The sequence below is a fragment of the Cedecea sp. P7760 genome, from assembly GCF_013386425.1.
Classification (GTDB): Bacteria; Pseudomonadota; Gammaproteobacteria; order Enterobacterales; family Enterobacteriaceae; genus Cedecea; species Cedecea selenatireducens.
The window spans coordinates 16142-29226 of record NZ_JACARU010000052.1; the positions used below are offsets into that span (position 1 = coordinate 16142).

General features: G+C 55.3%; 15 protein-coding genes. 8 read left to right on the forward strand and 7 right to left on the reverse strand.

From position 1 onward, the window contains the following. The first annotated feature begins 55 nt into the window (after positions 1–55). Positions 56–919 carry a LysR family transcriptional regulator gene (locus tag HX778_RS17840; RefSeq protein WP_176982679.1) on the forward strand — a complete coding sequence of 288 codons (864 nt, stop codon included), beginning with the start codon at positions 56–58 and terminating at the stop codon, positions 917–919. An 80-nt stretch (positions 920–999) separates the two neighbouring features. After that, positions 1000–1623, forward strand: a complete 624-nt coding sequence (locus HX778_RS17845; protein WP_038472583.1) for a LysE family translocator — start codon at positions 1000–1002, stop codon at positions 1621–1623. 56 nt (positions 1624–1679) lie between these two features. Here HX778_RS17845 and HX778_RS17850 read toward each other — a convergent pair whose 3' ends face one another. Then, positions 1680–1868 carry a YdiH family protein gene (locus tag HX778_RS17850; RefSeq protein WP_038472586.1) on the reverse strand — a complete coding sequence of 63 codons (189 nt, stop codon included), beginning with the start codon at positions 1866–1868 and terminating at the stop codon, positions 1680–1682. A gap of 124 nt (positions 1869–1992) precedes the next feature. Here HX778_RS17850 and HX778_RS17855 point away from each other — a divergent pair, with 124 nt between their 5' ends. Together HX778_RS17855 and HX778_RS17860 are read left to right on the forward strand one after the other, a co-directional pair. Next, positions 1993–2382, forward strand: coding sequence for a thioesterase family protein (locus tag HX778_RS17855; protein ID WP_038472589.1), 390 nt, complete (start codon positions 1993–1995; stop codon positions 2380–2382). 156 nt (positions 2383–2538) lie between these two features. Further along, entirely contained in the window at positions 2539–3207 is a 669-nt protein-coding gene (locus HX778_RS17860; RefSeq protein WP_176982680.1) for an epoxyqueuosine reductase QueH, read from the forward strand. Between the two features lie 239 nt (positions 3208–3446). Here the strand turns inward: HX778_RS17860 and dcp are convergent, their stop codons facing one another. Further along, complete coding sequence (dcp, locus tag HX778_RS17865) at positions 3447–5495, reverse strand: peptidyl-dipeptidase Dcp (protein ID WP_176982681.1); 2049 nt, start codon at positions 5493–5495, stop codon at positions 3447–3449. A gap of 134 nt (positions 5496–5629) precedes the next feature. On the opposite strand from dcp, the gene ydfG reads away from it, so the two are divergent. Next, positions 5630–6379, forward strand: a complete 750-nt coding sequence (ydfG, locus tag HX778_RS17870; protein WP_038472597.1) for a bifunctional NADP-dependent 3-hydroxy acid dehydrogenase/3-hydroxypropionate dehydrogenase YdfG — start codon at positions 5630–5632, stop codon at positions 6377–6379. Positions 6380–6458: 79 nt separating this feature from the next. Here the strand turns inward: ydfG and HX778_RS17875 are convergent, their stop codons facing one another. Next, the gene (locus tag HX778_RS17875) at positions 6459–6785 is read right to left on the reverse strand and encodes a YnfA family protein (RefSeq protein WP_038472600.1); all 327 of its coding nucleotides are present in this window, start codon (positions 6783–6785) and stop codon (positions 6459–6461) included. 103 nt (positions 6786–6888) lie between these two features. Here HX778_RS17875 and HX778_RS17880 point away from each other — a divergent pair, with 103 nt between their 5' ends. From HX778_RS17880 to katG, 3 genes are all read left to right on the forward strand, one after another. Beyond that, the gene (locus HX778_RS17880) at positions 6889–7287 is read left to right on the forward strand and encodes a DUF1283 domain-containing protein (RefSeq protein WP_038472602.1); all 399 of its coding nucleotides are present in this window, start codon (positions 6889–6891) and stop codon (positions 7285–7287) included. Positions 7288–7351: 64 nt separating this feature from the next. Next, positions 7352–7909 (forward strand): spermidine N1-acetyltransferase, encoded by a 558-nt coding sequence (speG, locus tag HX778_RS17885; RefSeq protein WP_038472605.1) that lies wholly within the window; start codon positions 7352–7354, stop codon positions 7907–7909. Between the two features lie 262 nt (positions 7910–8171). Next, on the forward strand, positions 8172–10346 hold the full coding sequence (gene katG, locus HX778_RS17890; protein ID WP_176982682.1) for a catalase/peroxidase HPI: 2175 nt from the start codon (positions 8172–8174) through the stop codon (positions 10344–10346). An 83-nt stretch (positions 10347–10429) separates the two neighbouring features. On the opposite strand, the gene HX778_RS17895 is transcribed toward katG, so the two are convergent. From HX778_RS17895 to HX778_RS17910, 4 genes are all read right to left on the reverse strand, one after another. Then, entirely contained in the window at positions 10430–11548 is a 1119-nt protein-coding gene (locus tag HX778_RS17895) for an S-(hydroxymethyl)glutathione dehydrogenase/class III alcohol dehydrogenase (RefSeq protein WP_176982683.1), read from the reverse strand. A 28-nt stretch (positions 11549–11576) separates the two neighbouring features. Further along, positions 11577–11852: a metal/formaldehyde-sensitive transcriptional repressor gene (locus tag HX778_RS17900; RefSeq protein ID WP_038472613.1), complete on the reverse strand. Its 276-nt coding sequence runs from the start codon at positions 11850–11852 to the stop codon at positions 11577–11579. A gap of 158 nt (positions 11853–12010) precedes the next feature. Next, on the reverse strand, positions 12011–12403 hold the full coding sequence (locus HX778_RS17905) for a tautomerase family protein (RefSeq protein ID WP_176982684.1): 393 nt from the start codon (positions 12401–12403) through the stop codon (positions 12011–12013). Between the two features lie 112 nt (positions 12404–12515). Continuing rightward, complete coding sequence (locus HX778_RS17910) at positions 12516–13055, reverse strand: dihydrofolate reductase family protein (RefSeq protein ID WP_176982685.1); 540 nt, start codon at positions 13053–13055, stop codon at positions 12516–12518. Positions 13056–13085: the final 30 nt, after the last annotated feature.

Genomic DNA, 13085 nt, shown 5'->3' on the forward strand with positions numbered 1-13085 from the left:
TCATCGCAATTATTGATATAATATAGCTAACAGCCATCGATAAAAGCGATAGTTCATGCGTTACTCTCCGGAATCACTGGAAGCCTTTTTGCAGGCCGTTGAAACGGGCTCTTTTTCCGCCGCCGCGCGCAAGCTGAAAAAGAGCCAGTCAACCATCAGCAGCGCCATTGCCAATCTGGAGGCAGATCTTGGCGTGACGCTGTTTGACCGCCACGCGCGGCAGCCGACGCTGACCCCACACGGACAGCGAGTTTTGCCCTACGTGCAGGCAATTTTTGCCGCCAGCGAGCGGCTGGATGAAGTTTCCGTCAGGCTGGCGGACAACGTCGAGCCTCTGCTGACTTTTGTCTTGTCTGACATGTGGCAAACCGCCCATCACGAATCCATCCTGAAGCAGTTTTCCGAGCGCTACCCGGATATTGAGTTCGAGTGCATCATCGCCGAAGATGAAGACGTGATTGATAGCCTGCAGATTGGTCGTGCCCACGTCGGCGTGCTGCGGGTTCAGGAGAGTTATCCGCCGGATATCACCGTCGCCCGCCTCCAGGTTGGCGCAGAAATGACGATATTCATCCATCGCGACCATAGGCTTGCAAAACAAAAAGAGGTCCGCATGGATGAGCTGCATACCGTGCGCCAGCTGGTGCTTAAAACCTTTGTCCGCCCTGGCAACGTGGCGGCACACGGCCCCGTCTGGTCGTCCCCTTCTTTACTGCTGCTGCTTGAGATGGCGGAGCAGGGATTTGGCTGGGGCATTTTACCGAGCTGGCTGGTTGAACAGTTCGGGCACGGCATGCTTAAGCCGCTGAATGTAGACGGCTGGCCGCAAATGCTTGAGGTGGACGTGGCGTGGTCGAACAAAACGCCGCCAGGGCCAGCGGGCCGATGGATGATCGACAGGCTGCGAGAGCGGCGGTAATAAATCGGCACACACTTGCGGTTGTCACCCTGTGCGCTTTCAGGTTAAAAAATTGTTTTCCAACCAACAGGATCCCGTAGATGAGCGCCATCACCACCCTTTTCGCTATCACCGCCACCGTTACCCTGGGCGCAATGAGCCCCGGCCCAAGTTTTGTTTATGTCGCCCAAAATGCCGTGGCACGCTCCCGGGCGCACGGGCTGGTGACCGCGCTGGGCACCGGCGTAGGTGCGGCCGCTTTCTCACTGATGGCGCTGCTAGGGCTACAGGCCTTTTTGCTGGCGGTGCCGGTGGCGTATACCGGGATCAAGATAGCCGGGGGGCTTTATCTGCTGTGGCTGGCTTATAAGATAATCAAGCACTCGCGCGAGCCGCTGCACGTAGGCGCGGTGGGGAAAAGCGATAAAAGCATGATGGCGACGTTCCGCGACGGGCTGTTCACCCAGCTAAGCAACCCGAAAACCGCCGTGGTGTTTGCCAGTATTTTTACCGCACTGCTGCCGCGCGAAATCCCGGCGTTTTATTACGTCGTGCTGCCGGTGCTGTGCTTTGTGATTGATGCGGGATGGTATTCGATTGTGACGCTGGTTCTTTCTTCGGAAAGACCGCGCAACGCCTACCTGCGCTTTAAAACCGTGATTGACCGCTTAGCGGGCGGCGTGATGGGGATTTTGGGGCTAAAGCTGATTTTCTTTTCACGCTAAAAACAGAAAGCCACCGCGAAGGGTGGCTCTTAAGCAGCACTGCTGACAGAGAGGGATCAGTGAATCCCCAACCGGTGCGCATGGGAGATTTCTTCACGCAGCTCAAGGTGGGTTAAACCCAGCAGATCGGCAAACTCCAGCTTTAACTGCTGCAGGCGGATCAGGAATTGTGCGGGGGTTAACTGCTCTTGTTCGCGGCGGAGAAATTCAAACGCTAAGGTGGCTGGGGTTATCTCGGTATCCATGGTATTCCTCTGTTTGGTTGTGAAATCAGGGCTATTGTACCACTAACGCACTGTGCAAAAAACAGCCAGAGCAGCGTTTTCTGGCTGGCAAAACTTTTTACCTACATAACATCAGGACAGCTATATGTTTTCTAAGCATTATGAAGTTGATGAAAGCCATATCGATTTTCAGGGCGTGGTAGACGGCCTGTACTATCCGTTTTACATGGAGTGGACTCGCCACGCCTACATGCGTGAGGCGCTGGGTATTGATATCGAGGAAGAGTTCCGCCAGGGCAAGCTTTATATGGTGCTGGAGTACTCCCTGCGCTTTCGTAAAAGCCTGCAAAAGGGCGACAACGTTGAGGTCACCTGCCAGCTTGAGCGCAACGAAAAACGCAATCGCGTAAACTTCGCCCAGCAGATCAAGGTCGACGGCGTGGTTTATGCCGAAGCAACGTTTGTGGCAACCTGCCTGGCTAACGGCCGCCCTTCCATGCCGGAAGCCGTGCTGAACGAGCTGGAAAAACTCTAAATTCCATTAGCGAAGGGCAAACCGGCTCTTCGCTACTCCTTCCCACGCCCTGCTTCGCCCTCCCAAACATCAGTATCTTTACTTATTTATGGTGATTCCGCGCCCTTAATCCTGCTACCCTTTGGCAAAAAATAAGTACGTTTCAGGAATATCGCTATGCAAGAATTTATCCGGCCAGTTTTACAACTGCCTAATAACGAAAAGAAACTCCTGCTGCACTCCTGCTGCGCCCCCTGCTCGGGCGAAGTCATGGAAGCCATACACGCGTCCGGTATCGAATACACCGTATTCTTTTACAACCCTAATATTCATCCTCAGAAAGAGTACCTGCTGCGCAAGGATGAAAACATTCGTTTTGCGGAACAGCACGGCGTGCCGTTTATCGACGCAGATTACGACACCGACAACTGGTTCGAGCGGGCGAAAGGCATGGAGTGGGAACCGGAGCGCGGCGTCAGATGCACGATGTGCTTCGATATGCGCTTCGAACGCACCGCGCTGTACGCGCACGAAAACGGGTTTAACGTCATCAGCAGCTCGCTGGGTATTTCGCGCTGGAAGAACATGCAGCAGATTAACGACTGCGGGCATCGCGCCGCGGCGCCTTATGAAGGCATGAGCTACTGGGATTATAACTGGCGTAAACAGGGCGGCTCCTCGCGGATGATAGAAATCAGCAAGCGCGAACAGTTTTACCAGCAGGAGTACTGCGGCTGCGTCTATTCCCTGCGCGACACCAACCTGCACAGAAAAGCGAATGATCGCCCGCTGATCAAAATTGGCAAGCTTTTCTACGGCAAAGACGACGAGTCAACGGAAGCGTAACGCGGAAGGTGAAAATCCGGGAGCCTGCCGACATCGATCAGGCCCCGTAATTATTCAAAGTAACCCAGAAGCACCCTGCGTTTTCCCGAGCAGGTTAGAAATTTATAGCCATCAACCCTGCACAATGCACGGATATATTCTGTTTGATTTTTAAGGCACTTAACGCAAATCAGGGCTTTGCAGTTTGCGTTAAGTGCGATTTCACTGTGGCTACACTAGTGAGAGCGCTTTCTTCGACATTATTCCTCGGCCAGACCTCGATTTTTCAGCATTGGTTCGCTGCGCGGATCGTGTCCTCGCCAGTCACGGTATAACGCTTCCAGATCGCTACTGTTGCCGCGTGAGAGAATCGCTTCGCGGAAGCGCTGGCCGTTTTCTGCCGTGAGTCCGCCCTGCTCCACAAACCACCGATAGCCGTCATCCGCCAGCATTTGCGTCCAGATATAGGCGTAATAACCCGCCGCGTAGCCGCCGCCAAAAATGTGGGCAAAATAGCTGCTGCGGTAGCGTGGCGGGACTTCTGCCAGATTAATATGTTCTTTTTCCAGCGCTTCGGCTTCAAAACGCGTCACGTCGTCAATATCCGCATCTGGCGCCAGGCTGTGCCAGTTCATGTCCAGCAGCGCCGCCGCCAGCAGTTCGGTCATGTCGTAGCCTTTGTTGAACTGCGCGGAGCGGAACAGCTTGCCGCGCAGCGACTCGGGCATCGGTTCGCCGGTCTGGTAATGACGGGCATAGTTAGCAAAGACCTCTGGATGACTCGCCCAGTGCTCGTTGATTTGCGACGGGAACTCCACAAAATCACGCGGCGTGTTGGTGCCTGAAAGACTCGCATAACGCTGCGTAGCAAACAGGCCGTGCAGCGTATGGCCGAACTCGTGGAACAGCGTCACTACGTCATCCCAGGAAATCAGCGCGGCCTCGCCGGAAGCGGGTTTCGTATAGTTGCAGACGTTGTAGATAACCGGCATCGCGTCAAACAGCGTGGACTGTTCAACAAAATTCCCCATCCACGCCCCGCCGCCTTTGCTGTCGCGGGCAAAGAAATCACCGTAAAACAGCGCCATACCACGGCCGTCTTTGTCGAATATTTCCCAGGTACGCACATCCGGGTGATAAGTCGGGATATCAAAGCGCTCCACAAAACGCAGCCCGAAGAGCTTACTGGCGGCCCAGAAGACGCCGTTGGTCAGCACGCCGTTAAGTTCAAAGTAGGGTTTGATTTGCCCTTCGTCGAGATCGTACTTCGCGCTACGCACCTGTTCGGCATAGAACTGCCAGTCCCATGTCGCAGCCTGGAAGCCCCCTTTTTGAGCGTCAATCACGTCCTGAATGTCTTTCAGCTCGCGGCGAGCGCGCCCGGTTGCGGCAGGCACGATGTTCCGCATAAAGCGTAAAGCCGCGTCAGGTGTTTTCGCCATCTGGTCGGCCATTTTCCATGCGGCATAGTTTTCAAAGCCTAAGAGGTTTGCCTGAGCGGCTCGCAGCGTGGCCAGCCGGGCGACAATAGCGCGAGTATCGTGGGCATCATTACGCTGGGAACGCGTCCAGCCAGCCTCAAAAAGCGCCTGTCGCGTTGCCCGATTGCTCAGGCTTTGCAGCGCCGGCTGCTGGGTAAAGTTGAGCAATGGAAGTAACCATTTCCCCTCGAGACCTTTGTCGGCAGCAGCCTGCGCCGCCGCCGCAATTTCCGCGCTGCTTAAGCCTTCAAGCGCCTCAACGCTTTCAACTACCAGCCCACCGGCTTTATCTGCCGCATGCAAACGGTTATTGAACTGGCTTGTCAGCTGTGCGCTCTCTTTATTCAGCGCTTTCAGGCGGGTTTTGTCCTGCTCGCCGAGCGTAGCGCCCGCCAGCTTGAAATATTGCCAGGTAACTTCCACCAGCCGCAGGGATTCTGCCTCAAGATTAAGATCGTGGCGCTGCTCATAAACGCTATTAAGACGAGAGAATAAGACGTCGTTCAGGCGAATTTCATCCGCCAGCTCGGCCAGTTCGGTGGAGAATTCTTCGTCCAGCTGCTGGAGGAAATCATTGGTGTGCGCCGAAGTCATCGCGTAGAAAACGGTGGTGACACGCCCGAGCATCGCGCCGGTTTTCTCCAGAGCCAGGTAAGTATTGTCAAACGTCGGGGCTGCCGGGTTACCGGCGATGGCGGCAACTTCTTCACGCTTGACTCGCTTACCTTCGTCGAAGGCCGGGCGGTAATGCTCGTGGGTGATCTCATCGAAATGCGGCGCCTGATAAGGCAATAAGCTTGGCTGGAAAAACGGGTTGCTGTGCAACATCCTCTACTCCCGGTAACCTGAAATGTGGGTTAGTTATAGCGTATTTCGACACGTTTCTTAAAAGAAAACTAAGATTACCGTGGCCCGTTAGCGTGCTAAGGTAGTGCAGGACAAAAGCGTTGAGGAACAGAGAGATGATTGTACTGGTTACGGGTGCTACCGCGGGCTTTGGCGAAAGCATTACCCGCCGTTTCGTTAAAAATGGCCACAAGGTTATTGCCACCGGCCGCCGTCAGGAACGCCTGCTTGAGCTTAAAGAAGAGCTGGGCGACAACCTGCTTACGCTGCAGCTGGATGTACGCAACCGCGCCGCTATAGAAGAAGCGCTGGCTAGCCTGCCTGCCCAATGGCAGCAGATTGATATTCTGGTCAATAACGCCGGGCTGGCGTTGGGCATGGAGCCTGCGCATAAAGCCAACGTCGACGACTGGGAAAACATGATCGATACCAACAACAAGGGCCTGGTCTACATGACCCGCGCCGTGTTGCCGGGGATGGTCGAGCGTAATCGCGGCCATATTATTAACATCGGTTCTACGGCGGGAAGCTGGCCTTACGCTGGCGGCAACGTGTACGGAGCAACCAAAGCCTTTGTGCGTCAGTTCAGCCTTAACCTGCGTACCGACCTGCACAAAACCGCCGTTCGCGTGACCGATATTGAACCGGGCATGGTCGGCGGCACCGAGTTTTCCAACGTGCGCTTTAAAGGCGACGATGACAAAGCCGGGAAAACCTACGAGAACGCCAACGCGCTGACGCCGGAAGACGTTACCGAGGCGGTCTGGTGGGTGGCAACATTACCGAAACACGTCAATATTAATACCCTGGAAATGATGCCGGTTAGCCAGTCGTTTGCCGGATTGAGCGTGCACCGCGAAGGATAATTCTTGCGGTATAAATAGAAACGGAGCCGTTGCAGCTCCGTTTTTTTATTCTCTTTTTTGCTATTCGCGGCGAATAAATTCAGGCCCGGCCCCAGCCCGCAACGATGATAAGCATGCCGCAGAAGGCAATTGCGGCTCCGGTCCAGTCATAAATACTCAGCTTCACGCCGTCCACAACGCGCAGCCAAAGCAGCGCGGTGACAACATATACTCCGCCATAGGCAGCATAGACCCGCCCGCTGGCGGCAGGATGCAGCGTCAGCAGCCAGACAAACATCGCCAGCGACAGCGCTGCCGGCAGCAATAACAGCGGCGAGCCGTTACGCTTTAGCCATAGCCACGGCAGGAAGCAGCCAATAATCTCCGCCAGCGCGGTGGCAAAAAATAGCAGCGTTGTTTTGATCATATTGTGTTTTCTTCAGTAATAATGGTGTCCATGAAAGGCGCAATTAGGCGCTAATCAAGCCCAATGATATGATTAGTAGCGTTAAACCTAAAAGGAAATCTTAATGAACTCAATCCTTCGTAAGTCTCTGTCATGGATGCCGTTAGCCTTGCTGGGTGCCGCATTCATTGTTTCCGTACCGGTTCAGGCAGACACCAACGTTGTCGTTGTTCAGGGGGCCGGGAACGGCGTCGGGGGACAAGAGAACTCTCTGACCCGCCAGCGTGCGGCGGAAGAAAAAGAGCAGTGGAACGACACCCGCGGCCTGCGCCAGAAAATCAATCGCCATAACGAAAAGGTCTTTGACCGTGAATCTGCACGTGGCGATAAAAACTGGGATAAACAGGATGCCGCGCAGGATACCTTCGACAAATGCCAGCAGAGCGCCAACGTGAACGCCTACTGGGAGCCGAACACCCTGCGCTGCCTGGATCGTCGCACCGGCCGCGCCGTTAATCCATAATCATCCCTACCTCCACGAGGCTTCTGCTTAAGAAGCCTCGCCACCATCTGCGCAAGGATTTGCTATGAGTAACCCACCGCCTATCCGACTTCGCCCCCTTGAGCGCGAAGATCTTCGTTTCGTCCATCAGTTAGACAATAACGCCAGCGTCATGCGCTACTGGTTTGAAGAGCCTTACGAAGCATTCGTTGAGCTTTCGGACCTGTATGATAAACACATCCACGATCAGAGCGAACGTCGCTTTGTTATCGACTGCAACGGCGTGAACGCGGGCCTGGTTGAGCTGGTAGAAATCGACCATATTCACCGCCGGGCTGAGTTTCAGATAATCATCACCCCGGAGTTTCAGGGCAAAGGGCTCGCCTCTCGCGCCGCCAGGCTGGCGATGGACTACGGCTTTACCGTGCTCAACCTCTACAAGCTGTACCTGATTGTCGACAAAGAGAACGAGAAAGCGGTCCATATCTACAAAAAGCTGGGCTTTATCGTCGAAGGCGAGCTGATCCACGAATTCTTTATCAACGGTCAGTACCGCGATGCCATTCGGATGTGCATTTTCCAGCAGCAATTCCTGGCGCAGAAAACCCCGGAGAACACCCTGCTGAAACCGACGGCTCAGTAACCGCTCTCCACGGATGAGCGCCACCCTGGGTGTGCGTTCATCTGTCCCCTCTTGCCTCTCCAGCCAGCACGCTTCCGCTTCGTTTATTTTCCAGACAATCAGACGGGTTTTTCCTGCAAATCAACCAATCAGAACTAAAATTATAGGGTCGTAAAATTTTGCGTTTAAAAGGTAATGGCTATCAAATTCGTAGGCCCATCCAGATATTAATTATCGATCGTACAGACTATCGTTAGCGGGCATACATATAACGGAGAGCAAAATGAGCAATTCTACTGACTTACACGACGCTTCCTCAGCGGGCGCAGGAAAGTGCCCATTTCACCACGGCCAGAGCACGGATATCGCCGGCGAAGGGACCAGCAATCAGGACTGGTGGCCGCATCAGCTGCGCGTCGACCTGTTGAACCAACATTCCAACCGCTCTAACCCGCTGGACGGCAACTTCAGCTACCGCAAAGAATTTAGCAAACTCGATTACTACGCCCTGAAAGGCGACATCAAAGCAGTGTTGACAGATTCTCAGTCGTGGTGGCCTGCCGACTGGGGCAGCTATATCGGTCTCTTTATCCGTATGGCGTGGCACAGCGCGGGCACCTATCGCTCCCGCGACGGCCGCGGTGGTTCCGGCCGCGGTCAACAGCGTTTTGCTCCGCTGAACTCCTGGCCAGATAACGTCAGCCTCGATAAATCCCGCCGCCTGCTGTGGCCTGTTAAACAAAAATACGGCCAGAAAATTTCCTGGGCTGACCTGATTATTCTTGCCGGTAACGTGGCGCTGGAAAACGCGGGCTTCCGTACCTTTGGCTTCGGTGCCGGTCGTGAAGACGTGTGGGAACCAGACCTCGACGTGAACTGGGGTAGCGAGAAAGAGTGGCTGGAGCACCGCCACCCGGAATCTCTGGCTCAGGCCCCGCTGGGCGCCACCGAAATGGGCCTGATTTACGTGAACCCGGAGGGCCCTGAGCACAGCGGCGATCCGCTTTCTGCGGCGCCTGCTATCCGCGCCACCTTTGGCAACATGGGCATGGACGACGAAGAGATCGTCGCGCTGATTGCCGGCGGCCATACTTTAGGTAAAACGCACGGCTCTGCCGCCGCCACCCACGTGGGCGCAGATCCGGAAGCTTCCCCGCTCGAATCGCAGGGTCTTGGCTGGGCAAGCAGCTACAACAGCGGCGTCGGCGCAGATGCCATCACTTCCGGCCTGGAAGTGGTCTGGACGCAAACGCCAACCCAGTGGAGCAACTACTTCTTTGAAAACCTGTTCGGCTATGACTGGGTGCAAACCCGCAGCCCGGCAGGCGCCATTCAGTTTGAGGCGACCAACGGCCCGGATATCATTCCCGATCCGTTTGACCCGGCTAAAAAACGTAAACCAACGATGCTGGTGACCGACCTTACGCTACGCTTCGATCCGGAGTTCGAGAAAATTTCTCGCCGCTTCCTGAACGACCCACAGGCCTTCAACGAAGCCTTCGCCCGCGCCTGGTATAAACTGACGCACCGCGATATGGGGCCAAAAGCACGTTACATCGGGCCGGAAGTACCAAAAGAAGATCTGATTTGGCAGGATCCGTTACCGCAAGCCACCCACGCACCGTCCAGCGCAGACATTGACTCGCTGAAGAACGCTATTGCTGATTCAGGCCTGTCCGTCAGCGAACTGGTGTCTGTCGCGTGGGCTTCAGCCTCAACCTTCCGTGGCGGCGACAAACGCGGTGGCGCGAACGGTGCCCGACTGGCTCTGGCTCCACAGCGTGGTTGGGAAGTAAACGCCGTTGCGGCTCGCGCCCTGCCGGTGCTGGAAGCGATTCAAAAGGCCTCCGGTAAAGCGTCTCTGGCCGATGTTATCGTGCTGGCCGGCGTGGTGGGTATTGAGAAGGCCAGCCACAGCAAAGTGCCGTTTACGCCGGGTCGCGTTGACGCCACTCAGGAGCAGACCGACATCGAATCCTTTGAGCTGCTGAAACCGGCCGCCGATGGCTTCAGAAACTATCGGCGCGTCGCCAACGCTACGTCAACCGAAGCGCTGCTGATCGACAAAGCACAGCAGCTGACGCTGACCGCGCCTGAGCTGACGGTGCTGATTGGTGGTTTGCGTGCGCTGGGGGTTAACTACGATGAAAGCCAGCCCGGCGGGCTAACTTCTCGTCCGGGCGAGCTGACCAACGATTTCTTCGTCAATCTGCTGGATATGCGCACCGAGTGGAAAGCCACCGACGCAAGTTCTGAACTGTTTGAGGGCCGCGACCGCCTCAGCGGGGAAGTGAAATACACCGGCACCCGTGCCGATCTGGTCTTTGGCTCTAACGCCGTGCTGCGCTCGCTGGCCGAAGTTTATGCCAGCCAGGATGCGGAAGAGAAATTCACCAAAGACTTTATCGCCGCGTGGACGAAAGTCATGAATCTTGACCGTTTCGACCTGCAGCAATAAACAAAAGGGAGGCTTTTAGCCTCCCAATGTTGTCGCTCAATAAGGGAAGGCATTACGCCTTCCCTTTTTACTGCTTTTACGGCTTATTCTTCGCCGAAGTGGATCACGGTGCGAATAGATTTGCCTTCGTGCATCAGATCAAACGCTTCATTGATCTTATCCAGCGGCATACGGTGAGTGATGAACGGATCGAGATTGATTTTACCCACCATGGCGTCTTCCACCATTCCCGGCAGCTGAGTACGGCCTTTAACGCCACCGAACGCCGAGCCACGCCATACGCGGCCGGTCACCAGCTGGAATGGACGGGTTTTAATTTCCTGACCTGCGCCAGCCACACCGATAATTACGCTCTCACCCCAGCCTTTATGGCAGCATTCCAGCGCAGCACGCATCACGTTCACGTTGCCGATGCATTCGAAGCTGTAATCAACCCCGCCGTCGGTCAGCTCGACTATCACATCCTGAATTGGCTTCTCGTGATCTTTCGGGTTAATGCAGTCGGTCGCGCCCATTTCGCGGGCGAGAGTAAATTTCTCCGGGTTGGTATCAATGGCAATAATGCGCCCGGCCTTTGCCTGCACCGCGCCCTGAATCACCGCCAGGCCGATCCCGCCGAGGCCAAATACCGCGACGGTATCCCCCTCTTTCACTTTCGCCGTATTGTGCACCGCGCCAATGCCGGTAGTTACGCCGCAGCCAAGCAGACACACTTTATCCAGCGGCGCCTGAGGGTTTACCTTCGCCAGAGAGATCTCCGCCACCACGGTGTATTCGCTGAAGGTGCTGGTGCCCATGTAGTGATAAATTGGCTCGCCCTTGTAGGAGAAGCGGGTCGTGCCATCCGGCATCAGCCCTTTCCCCTGGGTGGCGCGCACGGCCTGGCAAAGGTTGGTTTTGCCGGACTTACAGAACTTACACTCGCGGCATTCTGCGGTATAAAGCGGAATGACGTGGTCGCCCGGCTTCAGGCTGGTCACGCCCTCGCCCACTTCAACCACGATGCCGCCGCCTTCGTGGCCCAGCACCGCCGGGAACACGCCTTCCGGATCATCGCCGGACAGCGTAAAAGCATCGGTATGGCAAACGCCGGTATGGGTGATTTTCACCAGCACTTCACCTTTTTGCGGTGGCGCGACGTCGATTTCAACAATTTCTAAAGGTTTACCCGGCCCAAAGGCCACCGCAGCACGTGATTTCATCGTTTTATTCCTTTTGGTGAGGGTGTTTTTATTTTAGATAAGAGCGCAGCAAATTCCCGACTTCCGCCATCCGCAGCGCGCGCTGCTCTTCTGACGTGTCGCCGCTGACCAGCTCATCTTTAAGGTGAATTTCCATCATTTCGCCCATCAGGCCGTTGGCCGCGCCGCGAACGGCGGCGATCTGCTGCAAAATGGCGAGGCACGGATCGCCGTTTTCCAGCGCGCGCTCAAGCGCCTCCGCCTGGCCGCGAATGCGCCTGACGCGGGTCAAAATGCGTTTTTTGTCTTCCGGAGAGTGTGGCATAACCGCCCCTTTGGTACTGTAGGGGGGTATAGTACCGTAATTTTTAGGTTATTGATATTTTAATGTTTTATATAATTATCAATGAATTGAGATAAAAGAATGCCTGCGCAACGATAAACGCCCCCGAATCACGAGGGCGTTGATGTACTCGCCCGGCCTTATTGTGACATAGAGACAGGTGAGGCTCTTCTGCCCCCGCCGAATGAACTGTTCAGGCGATCGACCTCACTGAAAAGCACCATCAGATCGTTGCTGTCCACTCCGATCAGGCCAAGTTCGTGAACCAGAGACTCAAGGAGCAGATGCTTACGGGCATCAGGAGAACCAGAGGAGAGTACCGCCTCAATCAGCACGAAGTTAGCACTACGCGGGGATTCCAGGTCAGGATAATTTGGGTCCACATAAAGCGAGTCATCGTCGAGGCTTATAAAGCGCTGGAACAGATCGTTATGGGGGTAGCCGGTGGTAATCGTGGCGGCGTGAATGGCGGCCGAAATTCTTTTTTTATCTAAAGTACCGGTGCTTCGCAGCGTAACAGTAAATACGGGCATGGTCAGACTCCTGAGGATAGTCAAAGGAGTCTACTGTCTTCCATTCTAATAGATAGCCTGAAAACTGTTTCGTGCTGTAACCAAAATGATGACTTGCGCATACATCGCTTTTTTATCCCACCACCACATCACAAACCATCTCAACGGCCCCGCTTTTAAGCACCTTCTGCGTGACTGGCCTGAGGCTCAACGGTTTACTCACCGGCAAAAGCGGGATCCCTGAACCGATAACCACCGGGATTTGAGTGATAAACAGACGCTGCAGCTCGCCGGCTGCTGCAAACAGGGCGGCGGTTTTGCCTCCGCCAACCAGCCAGACATCTTTGCCTTTGGCCACGGCGCGGGCCTGCGCCGCAATGTCGGCGGCTTCGCCCTGCACCAGCGTGACATTTTGCCCCTCGGGAACGGAGAGCGAACGATGCGTGACGATAAATGCCGGAACATCGGCATAGGGCCAGGCCTCTGGTGAGTTCTTCAGGATCCAGCTGTAGGTTTCCGCCCCCATAATCACCGCGCCGACTGTCTGATAAAACTCATCGTATGGCGTTGCGTCATCCCCCAGCTGGAAGGTCATGAGCCAGTCGAGCTTGTGGTGGCTGTCGGCAATGTAACCATCCAGCGTGGCCGCCACGTAATAAACGATGTTCGCCATCCTTTTCCCTCTCAGTCAGACAATTATGCG

Bases quoted from the DNA above. Each gene is read 5' to 3' on its own strand.
- HX778_RS17840 (WP_176982679.1), top strand. From the start codon at position 56: ATGCGTTACTCTCCGGAATCACTGGAAGCCTTTTTGCAGGCCGTTGAA.
- HX778_RS17845 (WP_038472583.1), top strand. From the start codon at position 1,000: ATGAGCGCCATCACCACCCTTTTCGCTATCACCGCCACCGTTACCCTG.
- HX778_RS17850 (WP_038472586.1), bottom strand. From the start codon at position 1,868: ATGGATACCGAGATAACCCCAGCCACCTTAGCGTTTGAATTTCTCCGC.
- HX778_RS17855 (WP_038472589.1), top strand. From the start codon at position 1,993: ATGTTTTCTAAGCATTATGAAGTTGATGAAAGCCATATCGATTTTCAG.
- HX778_RS17860 (WP_176982680.1), top strand. From the start codon at position 2,539: ATGCAAGAATTTATCCGGCCAGTTTTACAACTGCCTAATAACGAAAAG.
- dcp (WP_176982681.1), bottom strand. From the start codon at position 5,495: ATGTTGCACAGCAACCCGTTTTTCCAGCCAAGCTTATTGCCTTATCAG.
- ydfG (WP_038472597.1), top strand. From the start codon at position 5,630: ATGATTGTACTGGTTACGGGTGCTACCGCGGGCTTTGGCGAAAGCATT.
- HX778_RS17875 (WP_038472600.1), bottom strand. From the start codon at position 6,785: ATGATCAAAACAACGCTGCTATTTTTTGCCACCGCGCTGGCGGAGATT.
- HX778_RS17880 (WP_038472602.1), top strand. From the start codon at position 6,889: ATGAACTCAATCCTTCGTAAGTCTCTGTCATGGATGCCGTTAGCCTTG.
- speG (WP_038472605.1), top strand. From the start codon at position 7,352: ATGAGTAACCCACCGCCTATCCGACTTCGCCCCCTTGAGCGCGAAGAT.
- katG (WP_176982682.1), top strand. From the start codon at position 8,172: ATGAGCAATTCTACTGACTTACACGACGCTTCCTCAGCGGGCGCAGGA.
- HX778_RS17895 (WP_176982683.1), bottom strand. From the start codon at position 11,548: ATGAAATCACGTGCTGCGGTGGCCTTTGGGCCGGGTAAACCTTTAGAA.
- HX778_RS17900 (WP_038472613.1), bottom strand. From the start codon at position 11,852: ATGCCACACTCTCCGGAAGACAAAAAACGCATTTTGACCCGCGTCAGG.
- HX778_RS17905 (WP_176982684.1), bottom strand. From the start codon at position 12,403: ATGCCCGTATTTACTGTTACGCTGCGAAGCACCGGTACTTTAGATAAA.
- HX778_RS17910 (WP_176982685.1), bottom strand. From the start codon at position 13,055: ATGGCGAACATCGTTTATTACGTGGCGGCCACGCTGGATGGTTACATT.